Here is a 20,286-nt window from a genome sequence, read left to right on the forward strand (position 1 = left end):
ATGTCGTCGAATCCGGTCGCCGAGACCGTCGCCTCGCTGCTGCCCCGGGCGAAGACGGAGCTGACCGAACTGGTCGCCTTCAAGTCGGTGGCGGATTTCGCGCAGTTCCCGAAGAGCGAGAGCGAGGGCGCGGCGAACTGGATCGCCGGCGCCCTGCGCGCCGAGGGCTTCGTGGACGTGGCCCTCCTCGACACCCCCGACGGCACGCAGTCGGTGTACGGGTACCTGCCGGGCCCGGAGGGCGCCAAAACGGTTCTGCTCTACGCGCACTACGACGTCCAGCCGCCGCTCGACGAGGCCGGCTGGACCACTCCGCCGTTCGAGCTGACCGAGCGGAACGGCCGCTGGTACGGCCGCGGGACCGCCGACTGCAAGGGCGGCCTGATCATGCACCTGCTCGCGCTGCGCGCGCTGAAGGCCGACGGCGGCGTGCCCGTCCATGTGAAGGTGATCGTCGAGGGCTCGGAGGAGCAGGGCACCGGCGGTCTGGAGCGGTACGCCGAGCAGCACCCCGAGCTGCTGACGGCCGACACCATCGTGATCGGCGACGCGGGCAACTTCCGCGTGGGCCTGCCGACGGTGACCACGACCCTGCGCGGCATGACGCTTCTCCGGGTCCAGGTCGACACCCTCGGCGGCAACCTGCACTCGGGCCAGTTCGGCGGTGCCGCCCCGGACGCCCTGGCCGCGCTGGTCCGGATCCTGGACTCGCTGCGCGCCGAGGACGGCTCGACCACGGTCGACGGCCTGGACGCCGGCGCGCGGTGGGAGGGTCTGGAGTACACCGAGGAGCAGTTCCGCAAGGACGCCAAGGTGCTGGAGGGTGTGGGCCTGATCGGCGACGGCTCGGTGGCCGACCGCATCTGGGCCCGGCCGGCCGTCACCGTGCTCGGCATCGACTGCCCGCCGGTCGTGGGTGCCACCCCGTCCGTCCAGGCGGGCGCCCGCGCCCTGATCAGCCTGCGGGTCCCGCCGGGCGTGGACGCGGCCGAGGCCACCAAGCTGCTGCAGGCCCACATCGAGGCGCACACCCCGTGGGGCGCCCGGGTGAGCACCGAGCAGATCGGCCAGGGCCAGGCGTTCCGCGCCGACACCTCGAGCCCCGCCTACCAGGCCATGGCCGACGCGATGGCCGTCGCCTACCCCGGCGAGACCATGCAGTACGCCGGTCAGGGCGGCTCCATCCCGCTGTGCAACACCCTCGCCGGCCTCTACCCGCAGGCGGAGATCCTGCTGATCGGCCTCAGCGAGCCGGAGGCGCAGATCCACGCGGTCAACGAGAGCGTGTCCCCGCAGGAGCTGGAGCGGCTGTCGGTCGCCGAGGCGCTGTTCCTGCGCAACTACGCGGCGGGCTGACCCCTTCTGCCCTCGGCAGAGCGCCCTCGCCCCCGGGCGGGGGCGCCGCCTAGCGTCGGCGTATGGACGTCGTCGAACTGCTCCCCCGCCTCCACCTGCTGCGCTTCGCCGTCGGCCAGGCCTACCTCTGGCACGACGGCGGGGAGTCGACCCTGATCGACGCGGGCGCCGTCGGTGCGGGGCGGGCGATCGCCGACGCGCTCACGGCGCTGGGCCGCGCACCCCGTGACGTACGGCGGATCGTGCTGACCCACTTCCACGAGGACCACGCGGGCGGAGCGGGCGAGTTCGCCGCGCTCAGCGGCGCCGAGGTGCTGGCCCACCGGCTGGACGCGCCGTTCGTGCGGGGTGAACACCCGGGCCCGCCCCCGCGGTTCGAGGACTGGGAACTGCCCCTCCACGCGGCCGCCGCCGCACACCTTCCCGCCGGCGAGCCGGTCCGCCCGCCGGTTGTCACGGCGGTGTCCGACGGTGACCTGCTGGACTTCGGCGGCGGCGCCCGGGTGGTGCACGTCCCCGGGCACACGGACGGCAGCATCGCCCTGTTCCTGCCCGCCGAGGGCGTGCTGTTCACGGGTGACACGGTGGCCGCCTCACCGGTCGACGGGGCGGTGATCCCGGGCGTGTTCAACCTCGACCGGCCCCGGCTGCTGACCGGCTTCCACCGGCTGGCCGCCCTGGACCCGGACGTGGCGTGCTTCGGCCACGGGGAGCCGGTGCTCGGCGGAGCGTCGGCGGCACTGCGCCGGGCGGCGGCCCGCCACCCGGCCGCCGGGTGAGGACGCGGGTTCCGGCGGAACACGGGAGGCGGCGGGCCCGCCGCCCCTGCTCCCGTCCCTCGTCCCCCGCCCGGTCAGGCCGGCCGGCCCGTGACCGGTATGCCGGCCTCCAGGTAGAGCGCCGCGCCGCGCTCGCGGGCTCTGAGGGCCCAGCGCAGGCGTTCGTAGCGGACCGGCGGCAGCATGTCGGCCGCCTCCCGCTCGCTCGCGAACCGCCACTGCCGCAGCTCGGGACCCGGCAGCAGCACCCGGGCGGCCTCCGTCGAGTCCAGCCGGCCGCCGTCGAAGAGCAGGCGCAGTCCGCCGAAGCCGGGGGGCACCGGCCGCTCCCAGTCCACGACGAGCAGCCGGGGCACCTCGCTCAGGCGTATGCCGGTCTCCTCGGCGACCTCGCGCACACCGGCGCGGGCGGGTGCCTCGCCGCGCTCGACCACGCCGCCGGGGAACTCCCAGCCGGGCTTGTAGGTGGGGTCCACGAGCAGGACCCGGTCCTGCTCGTCGAAGAGGAGCACCCCGGCGGCCAGCGTCTCGGCGGTGGGCTCGGGCGTCTGCACGATGTCGCACGGCGGGACGGCGCCGCTGCCCACGGCCTCGGCGACCCTGGCGGCGGTCTCGTACGGGCTGAGCGCGCTGGTGTCGATCAGATGGGCGTCGGCGGTGAGCCAGGAGGCCAGGGCGGCCCGGTAGGGCTCGATCCGGTCGTACGCCCACTGCCGGACCCGCATGTCGCCGTCCGGCATGTCGGGCGGGATCTCCCGCCCGGCTATCCGTGCGCGCAGGATCGTTTCAGCCGGGGCGAGCAGCACATGTCGTACGGGGATGCGGCGGGCGGCGAGACCGCCGAAGATCTCGTCGCGGTACTCCTGGCGGAGCAGGGTCATGGGGACGACGAGGGTTCCGCCCAGCTCGGCGAGCATCGCGGCCGCCGTGTCGATCACCAGCCTGCGCCAGATCGGCAGGTCCTGGAAGTCGCCGGCCTCGGCGAGGCGCTTGGGCGGCAACAGGTGCGAGAGCGCTCCACCGATGACCTCGGGGTCGAAGAGCGTGCTGTTCGGGATCAGTTCGATCAGTTCCCGTGCGGTGGTTGTCTTCCCCGCACCGAACGCGCCGTTGATCCAGACGACGGTCACGGACTCCCCCTCTTCTGTTGGCCCCCTGTGGCTTGCCCGCTCCACCCTGCCACGGAAACCACGTCCAGTTGAGGGCGCCCACACGGCCGTGCCGGTGCCCCCGGGGCGGCGGGGACACCGGCACGGCCGGCCGGGGCTACTCCTGCCCGAGCGCGTTCTCGTCCACGGCGAAGCTGTCCTGGCTGACCAGGTGGTCGACGTTGTCGATGGTGCCGGAGACGTTGAGGTCCTGCAGGGGGCCCCTGTCCGCGGCGTGGGACGGGGTGACGGCCGCCACGACGAATCCGGTGGCGAGGGTGGCGAGGGCGAGCATGCTGCGCTTCTTCATGCCCGGTTCAACTGCGCAACCGCCCCGGAGTCACGCACGGCACCACGATTCGGCCCCACCGGCGCACACGCGAGCCCCCGGCCGGCCCCTCAGACTCCGGCCGTGGTCGCGTCGGCCGTGCGGGCCAGCGCGGCGGCGGCGGCGCCGACCAGCCCCGCGTCCGTGCCCATCTGTGCGGGCACCACCGTCAGCCGCTGCACGAAGGAAAGGGTCGCGTAGTCGGCGAGGGCCTTGCGCAGCGGGGTGAGGAGGATGTCGCCGGCCTTGCCCACCCCGCCGCCGATCACGGCGATGTCGATCTCCACCAGGGTCGCCGTGGCGGCGATCCCGGCGGCCAGGGCCTGTGCGGCCCGCTCGAAGGAGGCCACGGCGACCGGGTCGCCCGTGCGGGCGGCCGCCGCCACCGCCGCCGCGGACGTGTCCCCGTCCGGGCCCGGCCGCCAGCCGCGCTCCAGCGCGCGGCGGGCGATGTTGGGGCCACTGGCGATGCGCTCGACGCAGCCGCGCGCACCGCACGGGCACGGGTCGCCGTCGAGGTCGACGCTGATGTGACCGATGTGCCCGGCGTTGCCGGTCGGGCCGGGGTGCAGCCGGCCGCCGAGGACGAGACCGCCGCCGACACCCGTCGAGACCACCATGCACAGCGCGTTGTCGTGGCCGCGGGCGGCGCCCTGCCAGTGCTCGGCCGCGGTGATGGCGACGCCGTCGCCGATCAGTTCGACCGGCAGGCCGCCGGTGGCCGCGCGGACCCGCTCGACCAGCGGGAAGTCGCGCCAGCCCGGCACGTTGACGGGGCTGACGGTGCCCGCGGAGGCGTCCACCGGGCCCGCGCTGCCGATGCCGACCGAACCGGCGCGTCCCCACAGGGGCGATCCGACGAGGTCGCCGAGCACCCCTTCGACGGCCCGCATGACCGTTTCGCCGTCCTGGCGCGCGGGCGTCGCACGCTGCGCGCGGGCCTCGATCCGTCCGTGCGCGTCCACCAGCGCGCCGGCGATCTTGGTGCCGCCGATGTCCAGGGCCGCCACTAGGTCGGTGTGCATCAGAGTCAGTTCTCCCCGTCGAACCTTGAGAAACAGAAGATGAGCAGGCCGGTCGAGCGGTGGGGGCGCGGGCCGGAGACAGCGGTGGACAGTCTCTCGCGCATCTGACAACGTTGTCCAGGCTCTATGCTCGACGCCACATCCTCATACAACCTGATGGATCGCCGCACCCCCTAGTGGACTAAACGGACGACAGGACAGGACAGCGCATCGTGCCCGAGACCACCCGCCGCGCAGCACAGCTCACCGGGACCCGTTACGGCAACCGCCCGACCATGAAGGACGTGGCGGCCCGGGCGGGGGTGGGCCTGAAGACGGTGTCCCGCGTGGTCAACGGCGAGCCCGGGGTCACCCCGGACACCGAGCGCCGCGTCCAGGAGGCGATCGACGCGCTGGGCTTCCGCCGCAACGACAGCGCGCGGGTGCTGCGCAAGGGCCGTACGGCCAGCATCGGCCTGGTCCTCGAAGATCTGGCGGACCCCTTCTACGGGCCGCTGAGCCGCGCGGTCGAGGAGGTGGCCCGCGCCCACGGCGCCCTGCTGATCAACGGGTCGAGCGCCGAGGACCCGGACCGTGAGCAGGAGCTGGCGCTGGCCCTGTGCGCGCGGCGGGTCGACGGTCTGGTGGTGATCCCGGCCGGGGACGACCACCGTTACCTGGAGCCGGAGATCCGGGCGGGCGTGGCCACCGTGTTCGTGGACCGCCCCGCCGGGAAGATCGACGCCGACGTCGTCCTGTCCGACAACCACGGCGGCGCCCGCGACGGCGTGGCCCACCTGATCGCGCACGGGCACCGCCGGGTCGGTTTCATCGGCGACATGCCGCGCATCCACACCGCCGCCGAGCGGCTGCGCGGCTACCGGGCCGCGATGGAGGACGCCGGGATAGCGGTCGAGGAGCGGTGGATGTCCCTCGGCGCGACGGACCCCGAGCGGGTGCGCCGGGCGGCCGAGGAGATGCTGTCCGGCCCCGCTCCGGTCACGGCGATCTTCACGGGCAACAACCGGGTGACGGTCACCGTGATCCGGGTTCTCGCCGGGCACTCCCGTCCGGTCGCCCTGGTGGGCTTCGACGACATCGAGCTGGCCGATCTGCTCCAGCCGGGCGTGACGGTCGTCGCCCAGGACGCGGCGGCGCTGGGCCGGACCGCTGCCGAGCGGCTCTTCCGCCAGCTGGACGGCAGCCTCGTGGCGCCGGAGCGCATCGAGCTGCCGACCCGCCTGATCACCCGCGGTTCCGGCGAGCTGCCGCCGGCCTGCTGAGCCGTCCATGACCGGCCACACGCTGGAGGAGCTGGGCCTCGCCGAGGCGCCGCTCGAGCATCCGCTGCTCTATCCGGGCGCCTGGCCCGCCGAGTCCGGGCTGCTGCACGGCGACCGCATGCTCCCGCTGGAGCGCCTGGTGTACGACGACCGGGTGCCGGTGCTCACGGTCGGGTCCAACGCCAGTCCCGCCCAGCTCCGGCACAAGATGACGGAGTCCGGGATCGGCGCCCCGGTGCCGATGGTGCGGGCCCGCGTGCGCGGGATCGAGGTGGGCGTCTCGGCCCACGTCAGCCGCGCGGGTTACGTCTCGGCCTCGCCGGTCAAGGACCCCGGCGCGGCCCGCGAGTTGTTCGTCATCTGGCTGGACGCGCCGCAGCTGACGGTGATCGACGCGAGCGAGGGCGTGCCGCTACCCGACGGGAACTTCCGCCGTGCCTGGCTGCCCGCGCCGGACGTGCGCGTCGAGCTGCCGGACGGCCGGGTGCTGCCCGGCGCGCACGTGTACGTCAACCGGCACGGGGTGCTGCGCGACGGCACCCGCGCACGGCGCCGCCACCCCGGCGACCAGCACACGCTCCTCACCGAGCTCCTGGGGACGTCGGCCGCGTTGCGGGAGCTGCTCGGGGGCACACCGGAGGAGTTCAGCGCGCGGGCCCGCGGGGACGCGGCACTGCGCGCCCGGGCCGCCCGCCTGTTCGCCGAGCACCAGTGGGTGACGAGGTCCGGCCTCGAACCGTACGTCACCGGGTCGCCCCCGCAGTAGCCCGGCGTTCCGGTCCCCGCCGCAGGCAGGCAGCCCTGGAGTCCGTCGGACCCCGCCGGCCGTGCCGCCGGGAGGAACGGGCCGGCCGCGCATCCCGCACACCCGGCCCCCGGGCAGCCGGCACCGCGGAGCCGGCAGGGCCGTGGCCGCCACGGCGTTGCCGACAAGGCGCCCGGACAAGCCTCCCGCAGCTCGAGCCCCGACCCCGGCCCGGTAGTCCGTCGCCCGGGGATGACGCGCCTGGCGTGACCGCCCCCAGCCGGCGGCCCGAGGGAGCCTCCGGTCGGCCGCCGAGGACCATGGAAGGGGCGGGTGTCGGCCGCCCGGCGGCCGCACCGGCCCCCGCGCAGCCCGGCCCGCCGGAGCCGGCCCGCCCGGACACCCGGCCCGGGCAGGTGTCGGCGCCTTGAGGGGCAACTAGCCCGAGGACGGCCACCGGGCCATCACCGATCCGGGAGCACCCGGCCGAGCGCGACCTCCCCGTGAAGCCCCCGGGAGGGAGAACGCCCCTACTTGCCCGAGACCGTCAGGTCGCCGCGTCGGGGGGCCGCGTAGCCCTCCAGGTCGGTGCGGGTCAGGCCGGTGAGGCGGGCGACCTCGGCGATGTCGAGGGCGCCGCAGTCCAGGCCGCGCAGCAGGTAGCCGCTGAGGGCCTTGGCGGTGGCGGGCTCGTCCATGACGTCGCCGCCGGTGCGGTTGGCGTAGCGGGCGAGCCGGGCCGCGGCCTGCTCGAAGCCCTCGCGGTAGAAGGCGAAGACGGCGGCGTAGCGGGTGGGGAGGTGGCCGGGGTGCATGTCCCAGCCCTGGTAGTAGGCGCGGGCCAGGGCGCGGCGGGTGAGGCCGTGGTGCAGCCGCCAGGCGTCGTGGACCTTGGCGGTCGGGCCGACCGGCAGGACGTTGGTCGAGCCGTCCGAGACGCGGACGCCGGTGCCCGCCGCGGCGACCTGCATGACGGCCTTGGCGTGGTCCGCGGCAGGGTGGTCGCCTGCCTGGTAGGCGGCGGAGACGCCGAGGCAGGCGCTGTAGTCGAAGGTGCCGTAGTGGAGGCCGGTGGCACGCCCTTCGGCGGCCTGGATCATACGGGCGACGGTGGCGGTGCCGTCGGTGGCCAGGATGGACTGACTGGTCTCGATCTGGATCTCGAAGCCCAGCCGGCCCGGCTCCAGACCGTGGACCTTCTCGAACGCCTCCAGCAGCCGCGCGAACGCCGTGACCTGTTCGGCGTACGTCACCTTCGGCAGGGTCAGTACGAGGCCGTCGGGCAGGCCGCCCGCCTCGATCAGGCCGGTGAGGAAGACGTCGAGGGTGCGGATGCCCCGGTCGCGGACCGCCGCCTCCATGCACTTCATCCGGATGCCCATGTAGGGGGCGGCGGTCCCGACCCGGTACGCCTCGGCGATCAGCCGGGCCGCCCGTGCGGCCGCCTCGTCCTCCTCGGCGTCCGGGCGGGGGCCGTAGCCGTCCTCGAAGTCGACGCGCAGGTCCTCGATCGGCTCGCGCTCCAGCTTGGCGCGGACGCGGGAGTGGACGGGCTCGGCGAGTTCGTCGGAGAGGCCGAGGACGGCCGCGAACGCGGCAGCGTCCGGGGCGTGTTCGTCGAGGGCCGCGAGCGCCCGGTCGCCCCAGGTCCGGATGGTGTCGGCGGCGAAGGCGTCGCCGGGGACGTACACGGTGTGGACGGGCTGGCGGGAGCCGGGGTCTCCGGGGTAGCGGCGCTCCAGTTCCGCGTCGACCGGCGCGAGGGAGGCGCTGATCTCCTCGCTGACGGCGCCCGCGAGGCTCGTCGCCACCTTCTCCTGCTGACCCATTCCACACCCTCCACGTTTTCCGCTGTACGGAATCAACAATCCGTAGAATGAAGTTATCCGGGGTGGTTCCCGCCGGTCAACACCCTCAGGAGCGCCGGGGAGGACCGGCCGGGACGTCTCCAGGATGCACCGAGGCCCCTGTGACCGCGCCGGTCACAGGGGCCTCGTACCGCTCAGGAGGAGGATCAGCCCTTGCGGGACTTGATCTCCTCGGTCAGCTGCGGGACGACGTCGAAGAGGTCGCCGACCACGCCGTAGTCGACCAGGTCGAAGATCGGGGCCTCGGCGTCCTTGTTGACGGCCACGATCGTCTTCGAGGTCTGCATGCCGGCGCGGTGCTGGATCGCGCCGGAGATGCCGTTGGCGATGTACAGCTGCGGCGAGACCGACTTGCCGGTCTGGCCGACCTGGTTGGTGTGCGGGTACCAGCCGGCGTCGACGGCGGCACGCGAGGCGCCGACGGCCGCGCCGAGGGAGTCGGCGAGCGCCTCGATGATCGAGAAGTTCTCGGCACCGTTGACGCCACGGCCACCGGAGACGACGATCGCGGCCTCGGTCAGCTCCGGGCGGCCCGTCGACTCGCGCGGGGTGCGGCCGGTGACCTTGGTGCCGGTCGCCTTGTCCGAGAAGGACACGGACAGGGCCTCGACCGCGCCGGCGGCCGGGGCGGCCTCGACGGCGGCCGAGTTCGGCTTGACCGTGATGACCGGGGTGCCCTTGATGACACGGGACTTGGTGGTGAAGGACGCGGCGAACACCGACTGGGTGGCCACCGGACTCTCGTCACCGGCCTCCAGGTCGACGGCGTCGGTGATGATGCCGGAGCCGATGCGCAGCGCCAGACGGGCGGCGACCTCCTTGCCCTCGGCGGAGGACGGGACCAGCACGGCGGCCGGGGAGACGGCCTCGTAGGCGGCCTGCAGCGCGTCCACCTTCGGCACGACCAGGTAGTCGGCGTACTCGGACGCGTCGTGGGTGAGGACCTTGACCGCGCCGTGCTCGCCGAGCACGGCGGCGGTGTCGGCGGCGCCGTTGCCGAGGGCGACGGCGACGGGCTCGCCGATGCGGCGGGCCAGGGTCAGCAGCTCCAGGGTGGGCTTGCGGACGGCGCCGTCCACGTGGTCGACGTAGACGAGGACTTCAGCCATGGGATTTGCTCTCCTGCGTAACGAAGTTGAGGGGCGGTCAGCGGGAACGGGCCCTTAGATGAACTTCTGGCCCGCGAGGAACTCAGCGAGCTGCTTGCCGCCCTCGCCCTCGTCCTTGACGATGGTGCCGGCCGTGCGGGCCGGACGCTCGTTCGCGGCCTCGACCTTGGTGAACGCACCGTCGAGACCGACCTCCTCGGCCTCGATGTCCAGGTCGGACAGGTCCCAGGACTCCACCGGCTTCTTCTTGGCCGCCATGATGCCCTTGAAGGACGGGTAGCGGGCCTCGCCCGACTGGTCCGTCACGGAGACGAGGGCCGGGAGCTGCGCCTCGAGCTGCTCCGAGGCGGCGTCGCCGTCGCGGCGGCCCTTGACCGTGCCGTCCTCGACGGAGACCTCGGAGAGCAGGGTCACCTGCGGGACGCCCAGACGCTCGGCGACCAGCGCCGGGACGACGCCCATGGTGCCGTCGGTGGAGGCCATGCCGGAGACGACCAGGTCGAAGCCGGCCTTCTCGATGGCCTTGGCCAGCACCAGGGAGGTGCCGATGGCGTCGGTACCGTGCAGGTCGTCGTCCTCGACGTGGATGGCCTTGTGGGCACCCATGGACAGCGCCTTGCGCAGCGCGTCCTTGGCGTCCTCGGGGCCGATGGTCAGCACGGTGACCTCGGCGTCGTCCGCCTCCTCCGCGATCTGCAGCGCCTGCTCGACCGCGTACTCGTCCAGTTCGGAGAGCAGACCGTCCACGTCGTCGCGGTCGACGGTCAGGTCATCGGCGAAGTGCCGGTCGCCAGTGGCGTCGGGCACGTACTTCACAGTGACAACGATCCTCAAGCTCACGCCGGCTCTCCTACTGCATCGTCATTTCCGGGCTGCCTCTTGCAGGCAGCATAGGCGCCTGAAGCGGCCGATCCCGGTCGGGGCGTCCGCGCGCTCCGACCGAAATATTACTCGTCAGTACACCCAGTTCATGCCCGCTAAGCAAGCGCTTTGAACTGTGACCTTCGCAACGCAGCGTAACCGGAATCGGACGACTTCGCAGGTGGGAGGGGGCGTGATCAATCCCGCAGGCCGTTGAACCGGCCCTGGTGGTAGAGGAGGGGCCGCCCGGGGCCCGTGGAGTCGCCGAGCACCACCTGCGCGAGCACGATGCGGTGGTCACCGGCCGGGACGCGGCCGGTGATCCGGCAGACCAGCCAGGCCTGCACGTCGTCCAGGACGGGTACGCCGTTCGGGCCCTCGCGCCAGGCGGTGGGAGCGCCGAAGCGGTCGGCGCCGCTGCGGGCGAAGGTGGCGGCCAGGTCGCTCTGGTGCTCGCCGAGTATGTGGATGCCGACGTGTTCGGTCTCGGCCACGGTGGGCCAGCTGGACGCCCCGGCGCCGATGCCGAACGAGACGATCGGGGGCTCGGCCGACACGGAGGTCAGCGAGGTGGCGGTGAACCCGACCGGGCCCCGGACGCCGGCCGCGGTGATCACGGCGACGCCGGCGGCGTGCCGGCGGAAGGTGGCGCGCAGGAGGTCGGGGGAGGCGAGCTGGTAGGTGCCGAGATCGGGTGTGGCCGTCATGGAGTTGTCCTTCTGCGAGGGGCGGGGCACGGGTCCGTGACTGCTCAACAGCCCGGACAGCGCGCGCTCGCGGTGCGGGCCAGGTCGACGTGGACCCGCCCGAAGAGAAGGAGTTCGGTCGGCATACGGTCAGGCTGACGATAGCGGGCACGTACAGTCAAGTTCGTTCCGGTATCTGGGAGATGCCTCACCGTGCTTCCGTGCGTACTCACAACGCCTCGCCCAGGGCCGCGATGACGTCGGCCCTGCGGGGCTGACCGGTGGCGCGCCGGACCTCCGTGCCGTCCGCGTCCAGGACCAGCACGGTGGGCGTCCTGAGGATGCCCAGCGCGCGCACGAGGTCCAGCCGGGCCTCGGCGTCGATCTCGACGTGGACCACGCCCGGGACCATCGCGGCGACCTCGCCGAGGACACGCCGGGTGGCTCTGCAGGGCGCGCAGAAGGCACTGGAGAACTGCACGAGCGTGGCCCGCTCCCCCGGTTCACCGCCCAGCTCGGCCGCCCCGAGCCGTTTGCCGTCGTCCCGCCCGCGCACCCGCGCGCTCCTTCCGTCGCCCTCGTCCTGATCACAAGCATGCATCGGCGTGCGGGGATTCCCTTCCCCGGTGTCCGGCAGGGGGACGCCCGGCGTACGGCGACGCCGCCTGTGACGTGACGAGAATCTCGCCGCCGCGAGGCACGAGGACTGGCTCCTTGTCCGTTCTTCGGGCACGATCTGCGAGACGCCGTTTACCTACGGCTGCGTAACTTGGCCGCCGGGACCCCCTCTTTCCCGAGCAGAGCAGGAAGGGTCACCCCCACCCATGGCAGAGCTGGTCTACCGTCCCGTCATCGGTCTCGCCAGGACGATGTTCAAGGTCTGGGACCTGAAGATCGACTGCCAGGGCTCGGAGAACATCCCGCGCTCGGGCGGTGCGGTGCTGGTGAGCAATCACATCAGCTACCTGGACTTCATCTTCAGCGGCCTGGCGGCCCTGCCGCAGAAGCGCCTGGTGCGCTTCATGGCGAAGGAGTCCGTCTTCCGGCACAAGGTCTCCGGTCCGCTGATGCGGGGCATGAAGCACATCCCGGTGGACCGCACGCAGGGCGAGGCCGCCTACGCGCACGCCCTGGACTCGCTGCGCTCGGGTGAGATCATCGGTGTGTTCCCCGAGGCCACGATCTCGCAGTCCTTCACCCTCAAGAGCTTCAAGTCGGGCGCGGCCCGGCTCGCCCAGGAGGCGGGCGTGCCGCTCGTCCCGATGGCGGTCTGGGGCACCCAGCGGCTGTGGACCAAGGGCCGGCCCCGCAACTTCCGGCGCAGCCACACCCCCATCACGATCCGGGTCGGCGAGCCGGTCGAGGCCCCGCGCGACCAGTACGCGGGGGCCATCACCCGGCGTCTGCGCGAGCGGGTCCAGGAGATGCTGGAGGCCGCCCAGCGCGCCTACCCCTCCCGCCCGAAGGGGGCGGAGGAGACCTGGTGGCTCCCGGCCCACCTCGGCGGCACGGCCCCCACGGTGGAGCAGCTGCGCGCGGCCGAGGCGCACTGAGGCGACGGCCCACGCGCAGGCCGGCTCCGACGCACCCGGCACGCCCGGAGCCGGGCCCGTACGAGTCCGGCCCCGCACGCCCGATCCCGGACCGGAACCCGGCCGACGCACGCCAAGCCGGCCGCCGGCAGCGTCGCACTGAGGCGCCAGCCCGCACGGAGGCCGCCTTCCCCGCGTCCCGCACTCCGGAGCCAGGCAGGGCGGCGCCCGGTCGGCATGACGACACCCATGTCGGCGTCGCCGCGGCCGGGTCGCGGGACAGCAGCGCGCCCAGGCCGACTCGGCCAGGTCAGCCGGCCGCCCGACGCGCGAGCCGGGGCCCGGCCCCACCACCGAGCCGGACCCAGTCGGCCTGAGCGGCCGGTTCGGCGCCGGGGAAGGCCTCCGATGGGCGCCGCCAGGACTCGGGACGGCTGGCCGCACCCGCACCCGCACCCGCACCTCAGAGGGTGTCAGGGAGCGTCCGCCACAGATGCGGGCGGTCCGGGGCCGCCCGCAGGGCGGTGAGGACCGCGGGGTGCGCGGTTTCGTAGAGGACCGGGTGGTCCGTCTCGTCCGTCGCGGGGTTCGGGATCCAGGCCAGCCGCTCGCCGTCCAACGAGAACCGCGCGTCCACGCCCGGTTTGTTGCCGCGTGGGTCCTGCCGGTGCCATGCCCCGTGGAAGCGCACGGCGACCAGGCCGTGCAGGACGTGACCGCTGCCGTCGTCGTGCGTCAGCCGCTGGTAGCACAGCGCCGTGGGGATGTCCTCGGCCCGCAGCAGGGCGGCGAGGGCGTGCGCCTTGGCGTGACAGATACCGGTGCGCCGCTCCAGGACGTCCGAGGCGCGCCAGGTGACGCGCGGGTCGCCCGAGTCGGCGGAGTGCGGAATGGTGTCCCGCACGAACTCGTACGCGGCTCGCGCATAGGCATACGAGTCCGCGACCCCCTCCGCCAGCCGGGCGGCCGTCTCCCGCACGACGGGGTGATGGTGGTCGATCACGTCGTCGGCGGCCAGATAGGCGGACAGGTCGGCTGTGTTCTGGATCAGCTGCATGTCCGCAGAGCATAGGAACGCGGCCACCCGAGAGTCAATGATTTTTCAGGTGACCGCATACCTATGCATATCCGGGGACTACCGGGCCATCTCCTCCTTGAGCGCGGCCACGAACGTGTCGACGTCCTCCTCCGTGGTGTCGTAGGAGCACATCCAGCGCACCACGCCGGCGGCCTCGTCCCAGAAGTAGAACCGGAACCGCTTCTGCAGACGCTCGCTCACGTCGTGCGGAAGCTTCGCGAAGACCCCGTTGGCCTGCACCGGGTAGAGGACCTCCACCCCGTGCACCGCGCGCACGCCCTCGGACAGCCGCTGGGCCATCTCGTTGGCGTGCCGGGCGTTGCGCAGCCACAGGTCCTTGGCGAGCAGGGCCTCCAACTGCACCGACACGAAACGCATCTTCGAGGCGAGCTGCATCGACATCTTGCGCACGTGCTTCATCCGCCGGACGGCGTCCTGGTTGATGACCACGACGGCCTCGCCGAACAGGGCGCCGTTCTTCGTCCCGCCGAGCGAGAGGATGTCGACGCCGACCGCGTTGGTGAAGGTGCGCATGGGCACGTCCAGGGACGCGGCCGCGTTGGCTATGCGGGAGCCGTCCAGGTGCACCTTCATGCCGTGCGCGTGGGCGTGCTCGCAGATCGCGCGGATCTCCTCCGGCGTGTAGAGGGTACCCAGCTCCGTGCTCTGGGTGATCGAGACGACCTGGGGCATGGCCCGGTGCTCGTCGTCCCAGCCCCAGGCCTGCCGGTCGATCAGCTCGGGCGTGAGCTTGCCGTCGGGCGTGGGCACGGTGAGCAGCTTCAGGCCGGCCATCCGCTCGGGCGCGCCGCCCTCGTCCACGTTGATGTGCGCGCTCTCCGCGCAGATCACCGCGCCCCAGCGGTCGGTGACCGCCTGGAGCGCGACCACGTTCGCCCCCGTGCCGTTGAAGACCGGGAAGGCCTCGGCGGTGGAGCCGAAGTGGCTGCGGATGATCTGCTGCAGGTTGCCCGTGTAGTCGTCCTCGCCGTACGCCACCTGATGGCCGCCGTTCGCCAGGGCGATGGCGGCCAGGATCTCCGGGTGGACCCCGGCGTAGTTGTCACTGGCGAAACCGCGGATCCGCGGGTCGTGGTGACGACGCGCGTCGGTCCTGGCCGGGTTCACGGCTTCTCGGTCAGCCACAGACGGTTCCCGTTCACTTCCGCGGCGGGCTTGCTCCAGACGCCCTCGATGGCCTCGGCCAGGTCCTTGACGTCCGTGAAGCCCGCGAACTTCGCGTTGGGGCGTTCGGCGCGCATGGCGTCGTGCACCAGCGCCTTCACCACCAGGATCGTAGCCGCGGAGGTCAGCTCCTCGGCGCCTCCCGCCTTGCGGAAGAAGTCCGCCATGGCCAGCGTCCACGCCTCGGCGGCCGCCTTGGCCGCGGAGTACGCGGCGTTCCCGGCGGTGGGCCTGGAGGCACCGGACGCGCTGATGAGGACGTAGCGGCCCCGGTCGCTGCGCTGGAGCGCCTCGTGGAAGGCGAGCGAGGTGTGCTGCACGGTCTTCACCAGCAGCATCTCCAGGAAGTCCCAGTCGTCGAGGCTGGTCTTCGTGAAGGTCTCGCTGCCGCGCCAGCCGCCGACGAGGTGCACCAGGCCGTCGACGCGGCCGAAGTCCTTCTCGATGTGCGTGGCCCAGTCGCGGGTGGACTGCAGGTCGAGCAGGTCCACCGTGTCACCGGTGACGGTGGCGCCGCCGGCGGCGTACCGGGCGGCGTCCACCGCCTCCGAGAGCCGCTGCGGGTCGTTGTCCGCCCCGACCACGGTCGCGCCGGCCTCGGCCAGGCGCAGCAGTGCCGCGCGGCCGGCGGGTCCGCCCGCGCCGGCCACCGCGATCACCGCACCACTGAGAGCCCCGTTCGCCCCGTTCCCCATGGTCTTCCCCTCTGCAGCAGTGTTCTGTACGCGGTCGCTCACGCGGCGACCGGCTCGGCGCTGTCCGCCGTGATGCCCTTGGTGGAGGCGATCACGTTCTTGAGCTTCTTGGACAGTGCCTCAAAGAACATGCTCAGCGGAAACTCGTCCGGAAGCACGTCGTCCACGAGCTTGCGCGGCGGCAGCGTCAGGTCCAGCGCGTCGGGGCCCTTGGCCCACTTCGAGCCCGGGTGCGGGGCGAGGTAGGTGGAGACCAGCTCGTAGCCGGCGAACCAGTGCACCAGCTTGGGACGGTCGATGCCGTCGCGGTAGAGCTTCTCGATCTCGGCGCAGAGCTGGTTGGTGACCTGCGGGGCGCGCTCCCAGTCGATGGTGAGCTTGTTGTCGGTCCAGCGGACGACGTCGTGCTTGTGCAGGTAGGCGAAGAGCAGCTGGCCGCCGACGCCGTCGTAGTTGCGGTTGCGGTCGCCGCTGACCGGGAAGCGGAACATGCGGTCGAAGAGCACCGCGTACTGCACGTCGCGGGCCTGCGGGACACCGTCGGCGTCCAGCTTCACGGCCTCCTTGAAGGCCGTGAGGTCGCAGCGCAGCTCCTCCAGGCCGTACATCCAGAACGGCTGGCGCTGCTTGATCATGAACGGGTCGAACGGCAGGTCGCCGTGGCTGTGCGTGCGGTCGTGGACCATGTCCCACAGCACGAAGGCCTCTTCGCAGCGCTTCTGGTCGTGGATCATCGCGGCGATGTCCTCGGGCAGTTCGAGGCCCAGGATGTCCACGGCCGCGTCGGTGACCCGGCGGAAGCGGGCGGCCTCGCGGTCGCAGAAGATGCCGCCCCAGGTGAATCGTTCCGGCGCCTCGCGCACGGCGATGGTCTCCGGGAAGAGGACCGCGGAGTGGGTGTCGTACCCGGCCGTGAAGTCCTCGAACTTGATGCCGCAGAACAGCGGGTTGTCGTACCGGGTGCGCTCCAGCTCGGCCAGCCACTCAGGCCAGACCATGCGCAGCACGACCGCCTCCAGGTTGCGGTCCAGATTGCCGTTCTGCGTGTACATCGGGAACACGACCAGGTGCTGCAGGCCGTCGGCGCGGCCCGACGCGGGCTGGAAGGCCAGCAGGGAGTCGAGGAAGTCCGGCACCTCGAAGCCGCCCTCGGCCCACCGGCGCAGGTCCTTGACCAGGGCCTCGTGGTACACGGCGTCATGCGGCAGGAGCGGGGAGAGCTGCTCGACCGCCTCGGCGACACGGGACACGGCGGCCTCGGCCTCGGCGCGCGCGGGGGCGCCCTCGGCCGCGAAGTCAATCGAGCCGTCCTTGGACTGCCATGGCCGGATCTGCTCCACGGCATCCTTGAGCACAGGCCAGGCCGGGTGCTCAACCACCCTGGTCAGCGAAGGAACCTGTTCCTCCGAACCCACCTGCACAAGAATTTCCGTCATGTCCCATCCTCCACGGGAGAACCTCGCGTATGGACACCGTATGCATACCCGGTTTCTCTCAGCAAGTGTCTGCTCGGGAAATTCTTCTGTCGATCCACATGGTCACCGCTGTTTTTCCTGTGTCAAACCGTGACAGCCGTCACTTTCGTCACGCCCAGGAGCGTCGCCGGGGTGGGCGGCGGGGGGCCGTATCCGGCCGGTCAACTCCGGGGGAACTCGCCCACGTCCGGGTGACGGAGGGGCGGGTACGGGCCAGGTTTCGCGCGCGCCACGCCCCGATGCCTCGCGCAGGTGCGGGTCCATCGCGGGACCAGGCCATTAGGCTGCGAGCCTGCCGCGCGGACGGCGACGTACCGTCGCTTCCGCCGGCGCCGAGCCGCCGTCGACGGAAGCGAGTTGAACCTTGAACTTCCTTACCATCGGTCATCGCGGGGTCATGGGTGTCGAGCCCGAGAACACCCTCCGTTCCTTCGCCGCCGCACAGCAGGCCGGCCTCGACCTGATCGAACTCGATCTCCACCTGAGCAAGGACGGCGCCCTGGTCGTCATGCACGACGCGGACGTGGACCGGACGACCGACGGCACCGGCCCGATCGCCGAGAAGACCCTCGCGGAACTGCGCGCCCTGGACGCGGGCCGCGGCGAGCGGGTGCCCCTCTTCGAGGAGGTCCTGGACGCGGTCAAGTCGCCGCTGCAGGCGGAGATCAAGGACGTGGCGGCGGCCCGTGCGCTGGCCGACGTCATGCACCGGCGGGACCTGGTCTCCCGGGTGGAGGTGTCCTCGTTCCACGACGAGGCGGTCGCGGAGATCGCCCGGCTGGTGCCGGGCGTGCGCACCGCGCTGATCGCGAGCCGCTACGGCACCGACGTGGTGGAGCGCGCCAAGGCGGTGGGCGCCGCCACCGTCTGCCTCAACATCCGGCGGCTGACCCTGGAGGTCGTCGAGCACGCGCGCGCGGCCGATCTGAAGATCATCGGCTGGGTGGTCAACACCCAGGACCACCTGCGGCTGGTGCGCGCGCTCCAGCTCGACGGCGCGACCACCGACTACCCGGAGATCAAACGCACCGGCCGTTTCACGGCCTGAGCCCGCGCGCCCCGGTGCGCGATCTCGCGCGCCGGGGCGCGACCCCCCGCACGCACGTCACACCAGTGACTTGACCAGCAGCTCGAACTGAAGGTCGGCGCGCCGCGGGATGCCGAACCGCTCGTCGCCGTACGGGAAGGGCGTCATCTTTCCCGTACGGCGGTAGCCCCGGCGCTCGTACCAGGCGATCAGGTCCTCGCGCACCGAGATCACCGTCATGTGCATCTCGGTGACGCCCCAGGTCTCGCGAGCCTGCCGTTCCGCCTCCGCCATGACGACCTTGCCGAGGCCGGCGCCCTGCAGGTCGGGGCTGACCGCGAACATGCCGAAGTAGGCGTGCTCACCCCGGTGTTCTATCTGGCAGCAGGCGACGATCCGGCCGTCCTGCTCGACGGTCAGCAGCCTGCTCCCCGGCGACTTGACGACCTCCAGGACGCCTTCCGGGTCGGTCCGCTGCCCCTCCAGGATGTCCGCCTCGGTGGTCCACCCGGTCCGGCTCGCCTCGCCCCGGTATGCCGACTCGACCAGCGCGACCAGCGCGTCCACGTCGGCGTCGGTGGCGTCTCGGAAGGTCGGTCCGGTGGTGGTGTCCATGAGGTGGTTCTCCGATCTCGGGCGCGGCTGAGCCAGGGACGAGGGTAACTGTGCCACTAGGCTCCGGATGCATGGTGCACGTACTCAGCAGCCGGACACTTCTGCGTCCCACCGACCCCGAGCGCTCACGCGCCTTCTACGGAGAGCGGCTCGGCCTTCCCGTGTACCGGGAGTTCGGCACGGGCCCCGAGCGCGGGACCGTCTACTTCCTCGGCGGCGGCTTCCTGGAGGTCTCCGGCCGCTCGGACACCCCGGCGTCCCCCGCGGTCGGCCTGTGGCTCCAGGTGCCGGACATGGCCGCCGCCCACGAGGAACTGCTGGCCCGGGACGTCGACATCGTCAGGCCACCGGTCCGGGAGCCGTGGGGCCTGATCGAGATGTGGATCGCCGACCCGGACGGCACCCGGATCGTCCTGGTCGAGATCCCGTCGGACCATCCCCTGCGGTACCGGCCCGGGATCTAGGCACCCGGGGCGGCGGGCTCCGATGGCCGGTGGCAGCGGGCGGGGCTAGCGTGCCTGGAGGGGGCCGAGGGGCGCCGCCGCGGGGGCGGATGATGCGCCGCGGGCGCCCCGGTCGTGCCGGAAGGGATGCCTCATGAAGCTCGACAAGCCGGTGACCGGCGGACCCTGCTGGACCGAGCTGGGGACGGACGATCTGGAGGGGGCGAAGCGCTTCTACGCGGACCTGTTCGGCTGGCGGCCGGAGACGGACCGGCGGCCGGAGGCGGGTGGCTACACGGTGGCGCACCTGGGGGACGCGGCGGTCGCCGCGCTCAGCCCGCTGTACCAGGAGTCCCAGCCCGTCGCCTGGAACGTGTCGTTCGCCGTGCCGGACGCCGACGACGCGGCACGGCGCGTGACGGAGGCCGGCGGGACGGTCGTCGTCGGCCCGATGGACGTCTTCGACGCCGGCCGGTTCGTGGTCGCCTTCGACCCGACGGGCGCGGCGTTCCAGATGTGGCAGGCACGGGCGTTCCCGGGCGCCGGCCTGTTCAACGCGCCCGGCACGCTCGGCTGGGTGGAGTTGGCCACCCGCGCGACCGAGCGGGCCCGCGACTTCTACACCACGGTCTTCGGCTGGAGCGTCAACGCCTCGCGGTGGTACACGCAGTGGGGCATCGAGGGGTCCGACTTCGGCGGCATGGCCGACATGGGCGACCGGTTCCCGGCGCAGGTGCCGCCGCACTGGCTGCCGTACTTCGCGGCGGACGACGTGGACGCGGCGGCGGAGGTCGCCGCTCGGGCGGGCGGTTCCGTCGTGGTGCCGCCCGCGTCCGTGCCGGACGGCCCGCGCATCGCCGTGCTGGCAGACCCGCGGGGAGCGTCGTTCGGCGTGTACCGGGCCGGCGAGGAGGGCTGAGCGGGGCCGGCCGAGGGGCGGGGGCGGGGGGGTGTGGCCGGGGCGGCGTGCCGGGGCCGGCGGGCTCACCTGGGGGCGAGCGGGATGTGACCGTGGAAGTCGGACCGTGCGTGGCTGGACGGGGTAAGTGGGACCGTGCGTGGCGGGACG

General features: G+C 72.6%; 21 protein-coding genes. 8 read left to right on the top strand and 13 right to left on the bottom strand.

The genetic code is table 11. The features are described 5' to 3' along the window. Positions 1 to 1,356, top strand: coding sequence for a dipeptidase (locus B446_RS05445; RefSeq protein ID WP_020938414.1), 1,356 nt, complete (start codon positions 1 to 3; stop codon positions 1,354 to 1,356). Between the two features lie 62 nt (positions 1,357 to 1,418). Further along, the gene (locus tag B446_RS05450) at positions 1,419 to 2,135 is read left to right on the top strand and encodes an MBL fold metallo-hydrolase (RefSeq protein ID WP_020938415.1); all 717 of its coding nucleotides are present in this window, start codon (positions 1,419 to 1,421) and stop codon (positions 2,133 to 2,135) included. Between the two features lie 74 nt (positions 2,136 to 2,209). Here the strand turns inward: B446_RS05450 and B446_RS05455 are convergent, their stop codons facing one another. From B446_RS05455 to B446_RS05465, 3 genes are all read right to left on the bottom strand, one after another. After that, on the bottom strand, positions 2,210 to 3,265 hold the full coding sequence (locus tag B446_RS05455) for an NUDIX hydrolase (protein WP_020938416.1): 1,056 nt from the start codon (positions 3,263 to 3,265) through the stop codon (positions 2,210 to 2,212). A 136-nt stretch (positions 3,266 to 3,401) separates the two neighbouring features. Then, a complete protein-coding gene (locus tag B446_RS05460) occupies positions 3,402 to 3,593 on the bottom strand; it encodes a hypothetical protein (protein ID WP_020938417.1) in 192 nt (63 codons plus the stop codon). Between the two features lie 89 nt (positions 3,594 to 3,682). Beyond that, entirely contained in the window at positions 3,683 to 4,636 is a 954-nt protein-coding gene (locus B446_RS05465) for an ROK family protein (RefSeq protein ID WP_020938418.1), read from the bottom strand. A gap of 212 nt (positions 4,637 to 4,848) precedes the next feature. Between B446_RS05465 and B446_RS05470 the strand changes: the two genes are divergently transcribed. Both B446_RS05470 and B446_RS05475 read left to right on the top strand, forming a co-directional pair. After that, positions 4,849 to 5,898 carry a LacI family DNA-binding transcriptional regulator gene (locus B446_RS05470; protein ID WP_020938419.1) on the top strand — a complete coding sequence of 350 codons (1,050 nt, stop codon included), beginning with the start codon at positions 4,849 to 4,851 and terminating at the stop codon, positions 5,896 to 5,898. A 7-nt stretch (positions 5,899 to 5,905) separates the two neighbouring features. Further along, the gene (locus B446_RS05475; RefSeq protein WP_020938420.1) at positions 5,906 to 6,664 is read left to right on the top strand and encodes a hypothetical protein; all 759 of its coding nucleotides are present in this window, start codon (positions 5,906 to 5,908) and stop codon (positions 6,662 to 6,664) included. Between the two features lie 509 nt (positions 6,665 to 7,173). Here the strand turns inward: B446_RS05475 and B446_RS05480 are convergent. From B446_RS05480 to B446_RS05500, 5 genes are all read right to left on the bottom strand, one after another. Then, positions 7,174 to 8,472, bottom strand: a complete 1,299-nt coding sequence (locus B446_RS05480; protein ID WP_020938421.1) for a DUF6986 family protein — start codon at positions 8,470 to 8,472, stop codon at positions 7,174 to 7,176. 185 nt (positions 8,473 to 8,657) lie between these two features. Further along, positions 8,658 to 9,620, bottom strand: coding sequence for an electron transfer flavoprotein subunit alpha/FixB family protein (locus B446_RS05485; protein WP_020938422.1), 963 nt, complete (start codon positions 9,618 to 9,620; stop codon positions 8,658 to 8,660). A gap of 54 nt (positions 9,621 to 9,674) precedes the next feature. Beyond that, positions 9,675 to 10,460: an electron transfer flavoprotein subunit beta/FixA family protein gene (locus B446_RS05490; RefSeq protein WP_020938423.1), complete on the bottom strand. Its 786-nt coding sequence runs from the start codon at positions 10,458 to 10,460 to the stop codon at positions 9,675 to 9,677. Between the two features lie 218 nt (positions 10,461 to 10,678). Beyond that, on the bottom strand, positions 10,679 to 11,188 hold the full coding sequence (locus tag B446_RS05495; RefSeq protein ID WP_020938424.1) for a flavin reductase family protein: 510 nt from the start codon (positions 11,186 to 11,188) through the stop codon (positions 10,679 to 10,681). A 208-nt stretch (positions 11,189 to 11,396) separates the two neighbouring features. Beyond that, positions 11,397 to 11,768 (bottom strand): TlpA family protein disulfide reductase, encoded by a 372-nt coding sequence (locus B446_RS05500; protein WP_193384430.1) that lies wholly within the window; start codon positions 11,766 to 11,768, stop codon positions 11,397 to 11,399. A 223-nt stretch (positions 11,769 to 11,991) separates the two neighbouring features. Between B446_RS05500 and B446_RS05505 the strand changes: the two genes are divergently transcribed. After that, a complete protein-coding gene (locus B446_RS05505) occupies positions 11,992 to 12,720 on the top strand; it encodes a lysophospholipid acyltransferase family protein (protein ID WP_020938426.1) in 729 nt (242 codons plus the stop codon). A gap of 442 nt (positions 12,721 to 13,162) precedes the next feature. Here B446_RS05505 and B446_RS05510 read toward each other — a convergent pair whose 3' ends face one another. From B446_RS05510 to B446_RS05525, 4 genes are all read right to left on the bottom strand, one after another. Beyond that, the gene (locus tag B446_RS05510) at positions 13,163 to 13,756 is read right to left on the bottom strand and encodes a transglutaminase domain-containing protein (RefSeq protein ID WP_020938427.1); all 594 of its coding nucleotides are present in this window, start codon (positions 13,754 to 13,756) and stop codon (positions 13,163 to 13,165) included. A gap of 78 nt (positions 13,757 to 13,834) precedes the next feature. Further along, positions 13,835 to 14,905, bottom strand: coding sequence for a threonine aldolase family protein (locus B446_RS05515; RefSeq protein WP_020938428.1), 1,071 nt, complete (start codon positions 14,903 to 14,905; stop codon positions 13,835 to 13,837). Next, complete coding sequence (locus B446_RS05520; RefSeq protein WP_043474807.1) at positions 14,902 to 15,657, bottom strand: SDR family NAD(P)-dependent oxidoreductase; 756 nt, start codon at positions 15,655 to 15,657, stop codon at positions 14,902 to 14,904. Before B446_RS05520 ends, B446_RS05515 begins: the two co-directional genes overlap by 4 nt. Before the next feature lie 38 nt (positions 15,658 to 15,695). Further along, a complete protein-coding gene (locus tag B446_RS05525) occupies positions 15,696 to 17,093 on the bottom strand; it encodes a DUF6421 family protein (protein ID WP_043474810.1) in 1,398 nt (465 codons plus the stop codon). A 403-nt stretch (positions 17,094 to 17,496) separates the two neighbouring features. On the opposite strand from B446_RS05525, the gene B446_RS05530 reads away from it, so the two are divergent. Next, the gene (locus B446_RS05530; protein WP_020938430.1) at positions 17,497 to 18,180 is read left to right on the top strand and encodes a glycerophosphodiester phosphodiesterase; all 684 of its coding nucleotides are present in this window, start codon (positions 17,497 to 17,499) and stop codon (positions 18,178 to 18,180) included. A 57-nt stretch (positions 18,181 to 18,237) separates the two neighbouring features. On the opposite strand, the gene B446_RS05535 is transcribed toward B446_RS05530, so the two are convergent. Then, complete coding sequence (locus B446_RS05535; protein ID WP_020938431.1) at positions 18,238 to 18,774, bottom strand: GNAT family N-acetyltransferase; 537 nt, start codon at positions 18,772 to 18,774, stop codon at positions 18,238 to 18,240. 71 nt (positions 18,775 to 18,845) lie between these two features. Between B446_RS05535 and B446_RS05540 the strand changes: the two genes are divergently transcribed. Both B446_RS05540 and B446_RS05545 read left to right on the top strand, forming a co-directional pair. After that, positions 18,846 to 19,238, top strand: coding sequence for a VOC family protein (locus B446_RS05540; protein ID WP_020938432.1), 393 nt, complete (start codon positions 18,846 to 18,848; stop codon positions 19,236 to 19,238). Between the two features lie 133 nt (positions 19,239 to 19,371). Further along, positions 19,372 to 20,136, top strand: a complete 765-nt coding sequence (locus B446_RS05545) for a VOC family protein (protein ID WP_020938433.1) — start codon at positions 19,372 to 19,374, stop codon at positions 20,134 to 20,136. Positions 20,137 to 20,286: the final 150 nt, after the last annotated feature.

It is taken from the genome of Streptomyces collinus Tu 365, assembly GCF_000444875.1.
GTDB lineage: Bacteria > Actinomycetota > Actinomycetes > Streptomycetales > Streptomycetaceae > Streptomyces > Streptomyces collinus_A.

What these genes read in the sequence shown, in the direction of transcription:
- B446_RS05540 (WP_020938432.1), top strand. Translation starts at nt 18,846, where the DNA reads ATGGTGCACGTACTCAGCAGCCGGACACTTCTGCGTCCCACCGACCCC.
- B446_RS05510 (WP_020938427.1), bottom strand. Translation starts at nt 13,756, where the DNA reads ATGCAGCTGATCCAGAACACAGCCGACCTGTCCGCCTATCTGGCCGCC.
- B446_RS05495 (WP_020938424.1), bottom strand. Translation starts at nt 11,188, where the DNA reads ATGACGGCCACACCCGATCTCGGCACCTACCAGCTCGCCTCCCCCGAC.
- B446_RS05485 (WP_020938422.1), bottom strand. Translation starts at nt 9,620, where the DNA reads ATGGCTGAAGTCCTCGTCTACGTCGACCACGTGGACGGCGCCGTCCGC.
- B446_RS05480 (WP_020938421.1), bottom strand. Translation starts at nt 8,472, where the DNA reads ATGGGTCAGCAGGAGAAGGTGGCGACGAGCCTCGCGGGCGCCGTCAGC.
- B446_RS05525 (WP_043474810.1), bottom strand. Translation starts at nt 17,093, where the DNA reads ATGACGGAAATTCTTGTGCAGGTGGGTTCGGAGGAACAGGTTCCTTCG.
- B446_RS05545 (WP_020938433.1), top strand. Translation starts at nt 19,372, where the DNA reads ATGAAGCTCGACAAGCCGGTGACCGGCGGACCCTGCTGGACCGAGCTG.
- B446_RS05500 (WP_193384430.1), bottom strand. Translation starts at nt 11,768, where the DNA reads ATGCATGCTTGTGATCAGGACGAGGGCGACGGAAGGAGCGCGCGGGTG.
- B446_RS05465 (WP_020938418.1), bottom strand. Translation starts at nt 4,636, where the DNA reads ATGCACACCGACCTAGTGGCGGCCCTGGACATCGGCGGCACCAAGATC.
- B446_RS05445 (WP_020938414.1), top strand. Translation starts at nt 1, where the DNA reads ATGTCGTCGAATCCGGTCGCCGAGACCGTCGCCTCGCTGCTGCCCCGG.
- B446_RS05450 (WP_020938415.1), top strand. Translation starts at nt 1,419, where the DNA reads ATGGACGTCGTCGAACTGCTCCCCCGCCTCCACCTGCTGCGCTTCGCC.
- B446_RS05475 (WP_020938420.1), top strand. Translation starts at nt 5,906, where the DNA reads ATGACCGGCCACACGCTGGAGGAGCTGGGCCTCGCCGAGGCGCCGCTC.
- B446_RS05505 (WP_020938426.1), top strand. Translation starts at nt 11,992, where the DNA reads ATGGCAGAGCTGGTCTACCGTCCCGTCATCGGTCTCGCCAGGACGATG.
- B446_RS05535 (WP_020938431.1), bottom strand. Translation starts at nt 18,774, where the DNA reads ATGGACACCACCACCGGACCGACCTTCCGAGACGCCACCGACGCCGAC.
- B446_RS05520 (WP_043474807.1), bottom strand. Translation starts at nt 15,657, where the DNA reads ATGGGGAACGGGGCGAACGGGGCTCTCAGTGGTGCGGTGATCGCGGTG.
- B446_RS05460 (WP_020938417.1), bottom strand. Translation starts at nt 3,593, where the DNA reads ATGAAGAAGCGCAGCATGCTCGCCCTCGCCACCCTCGCCACCGGATTC.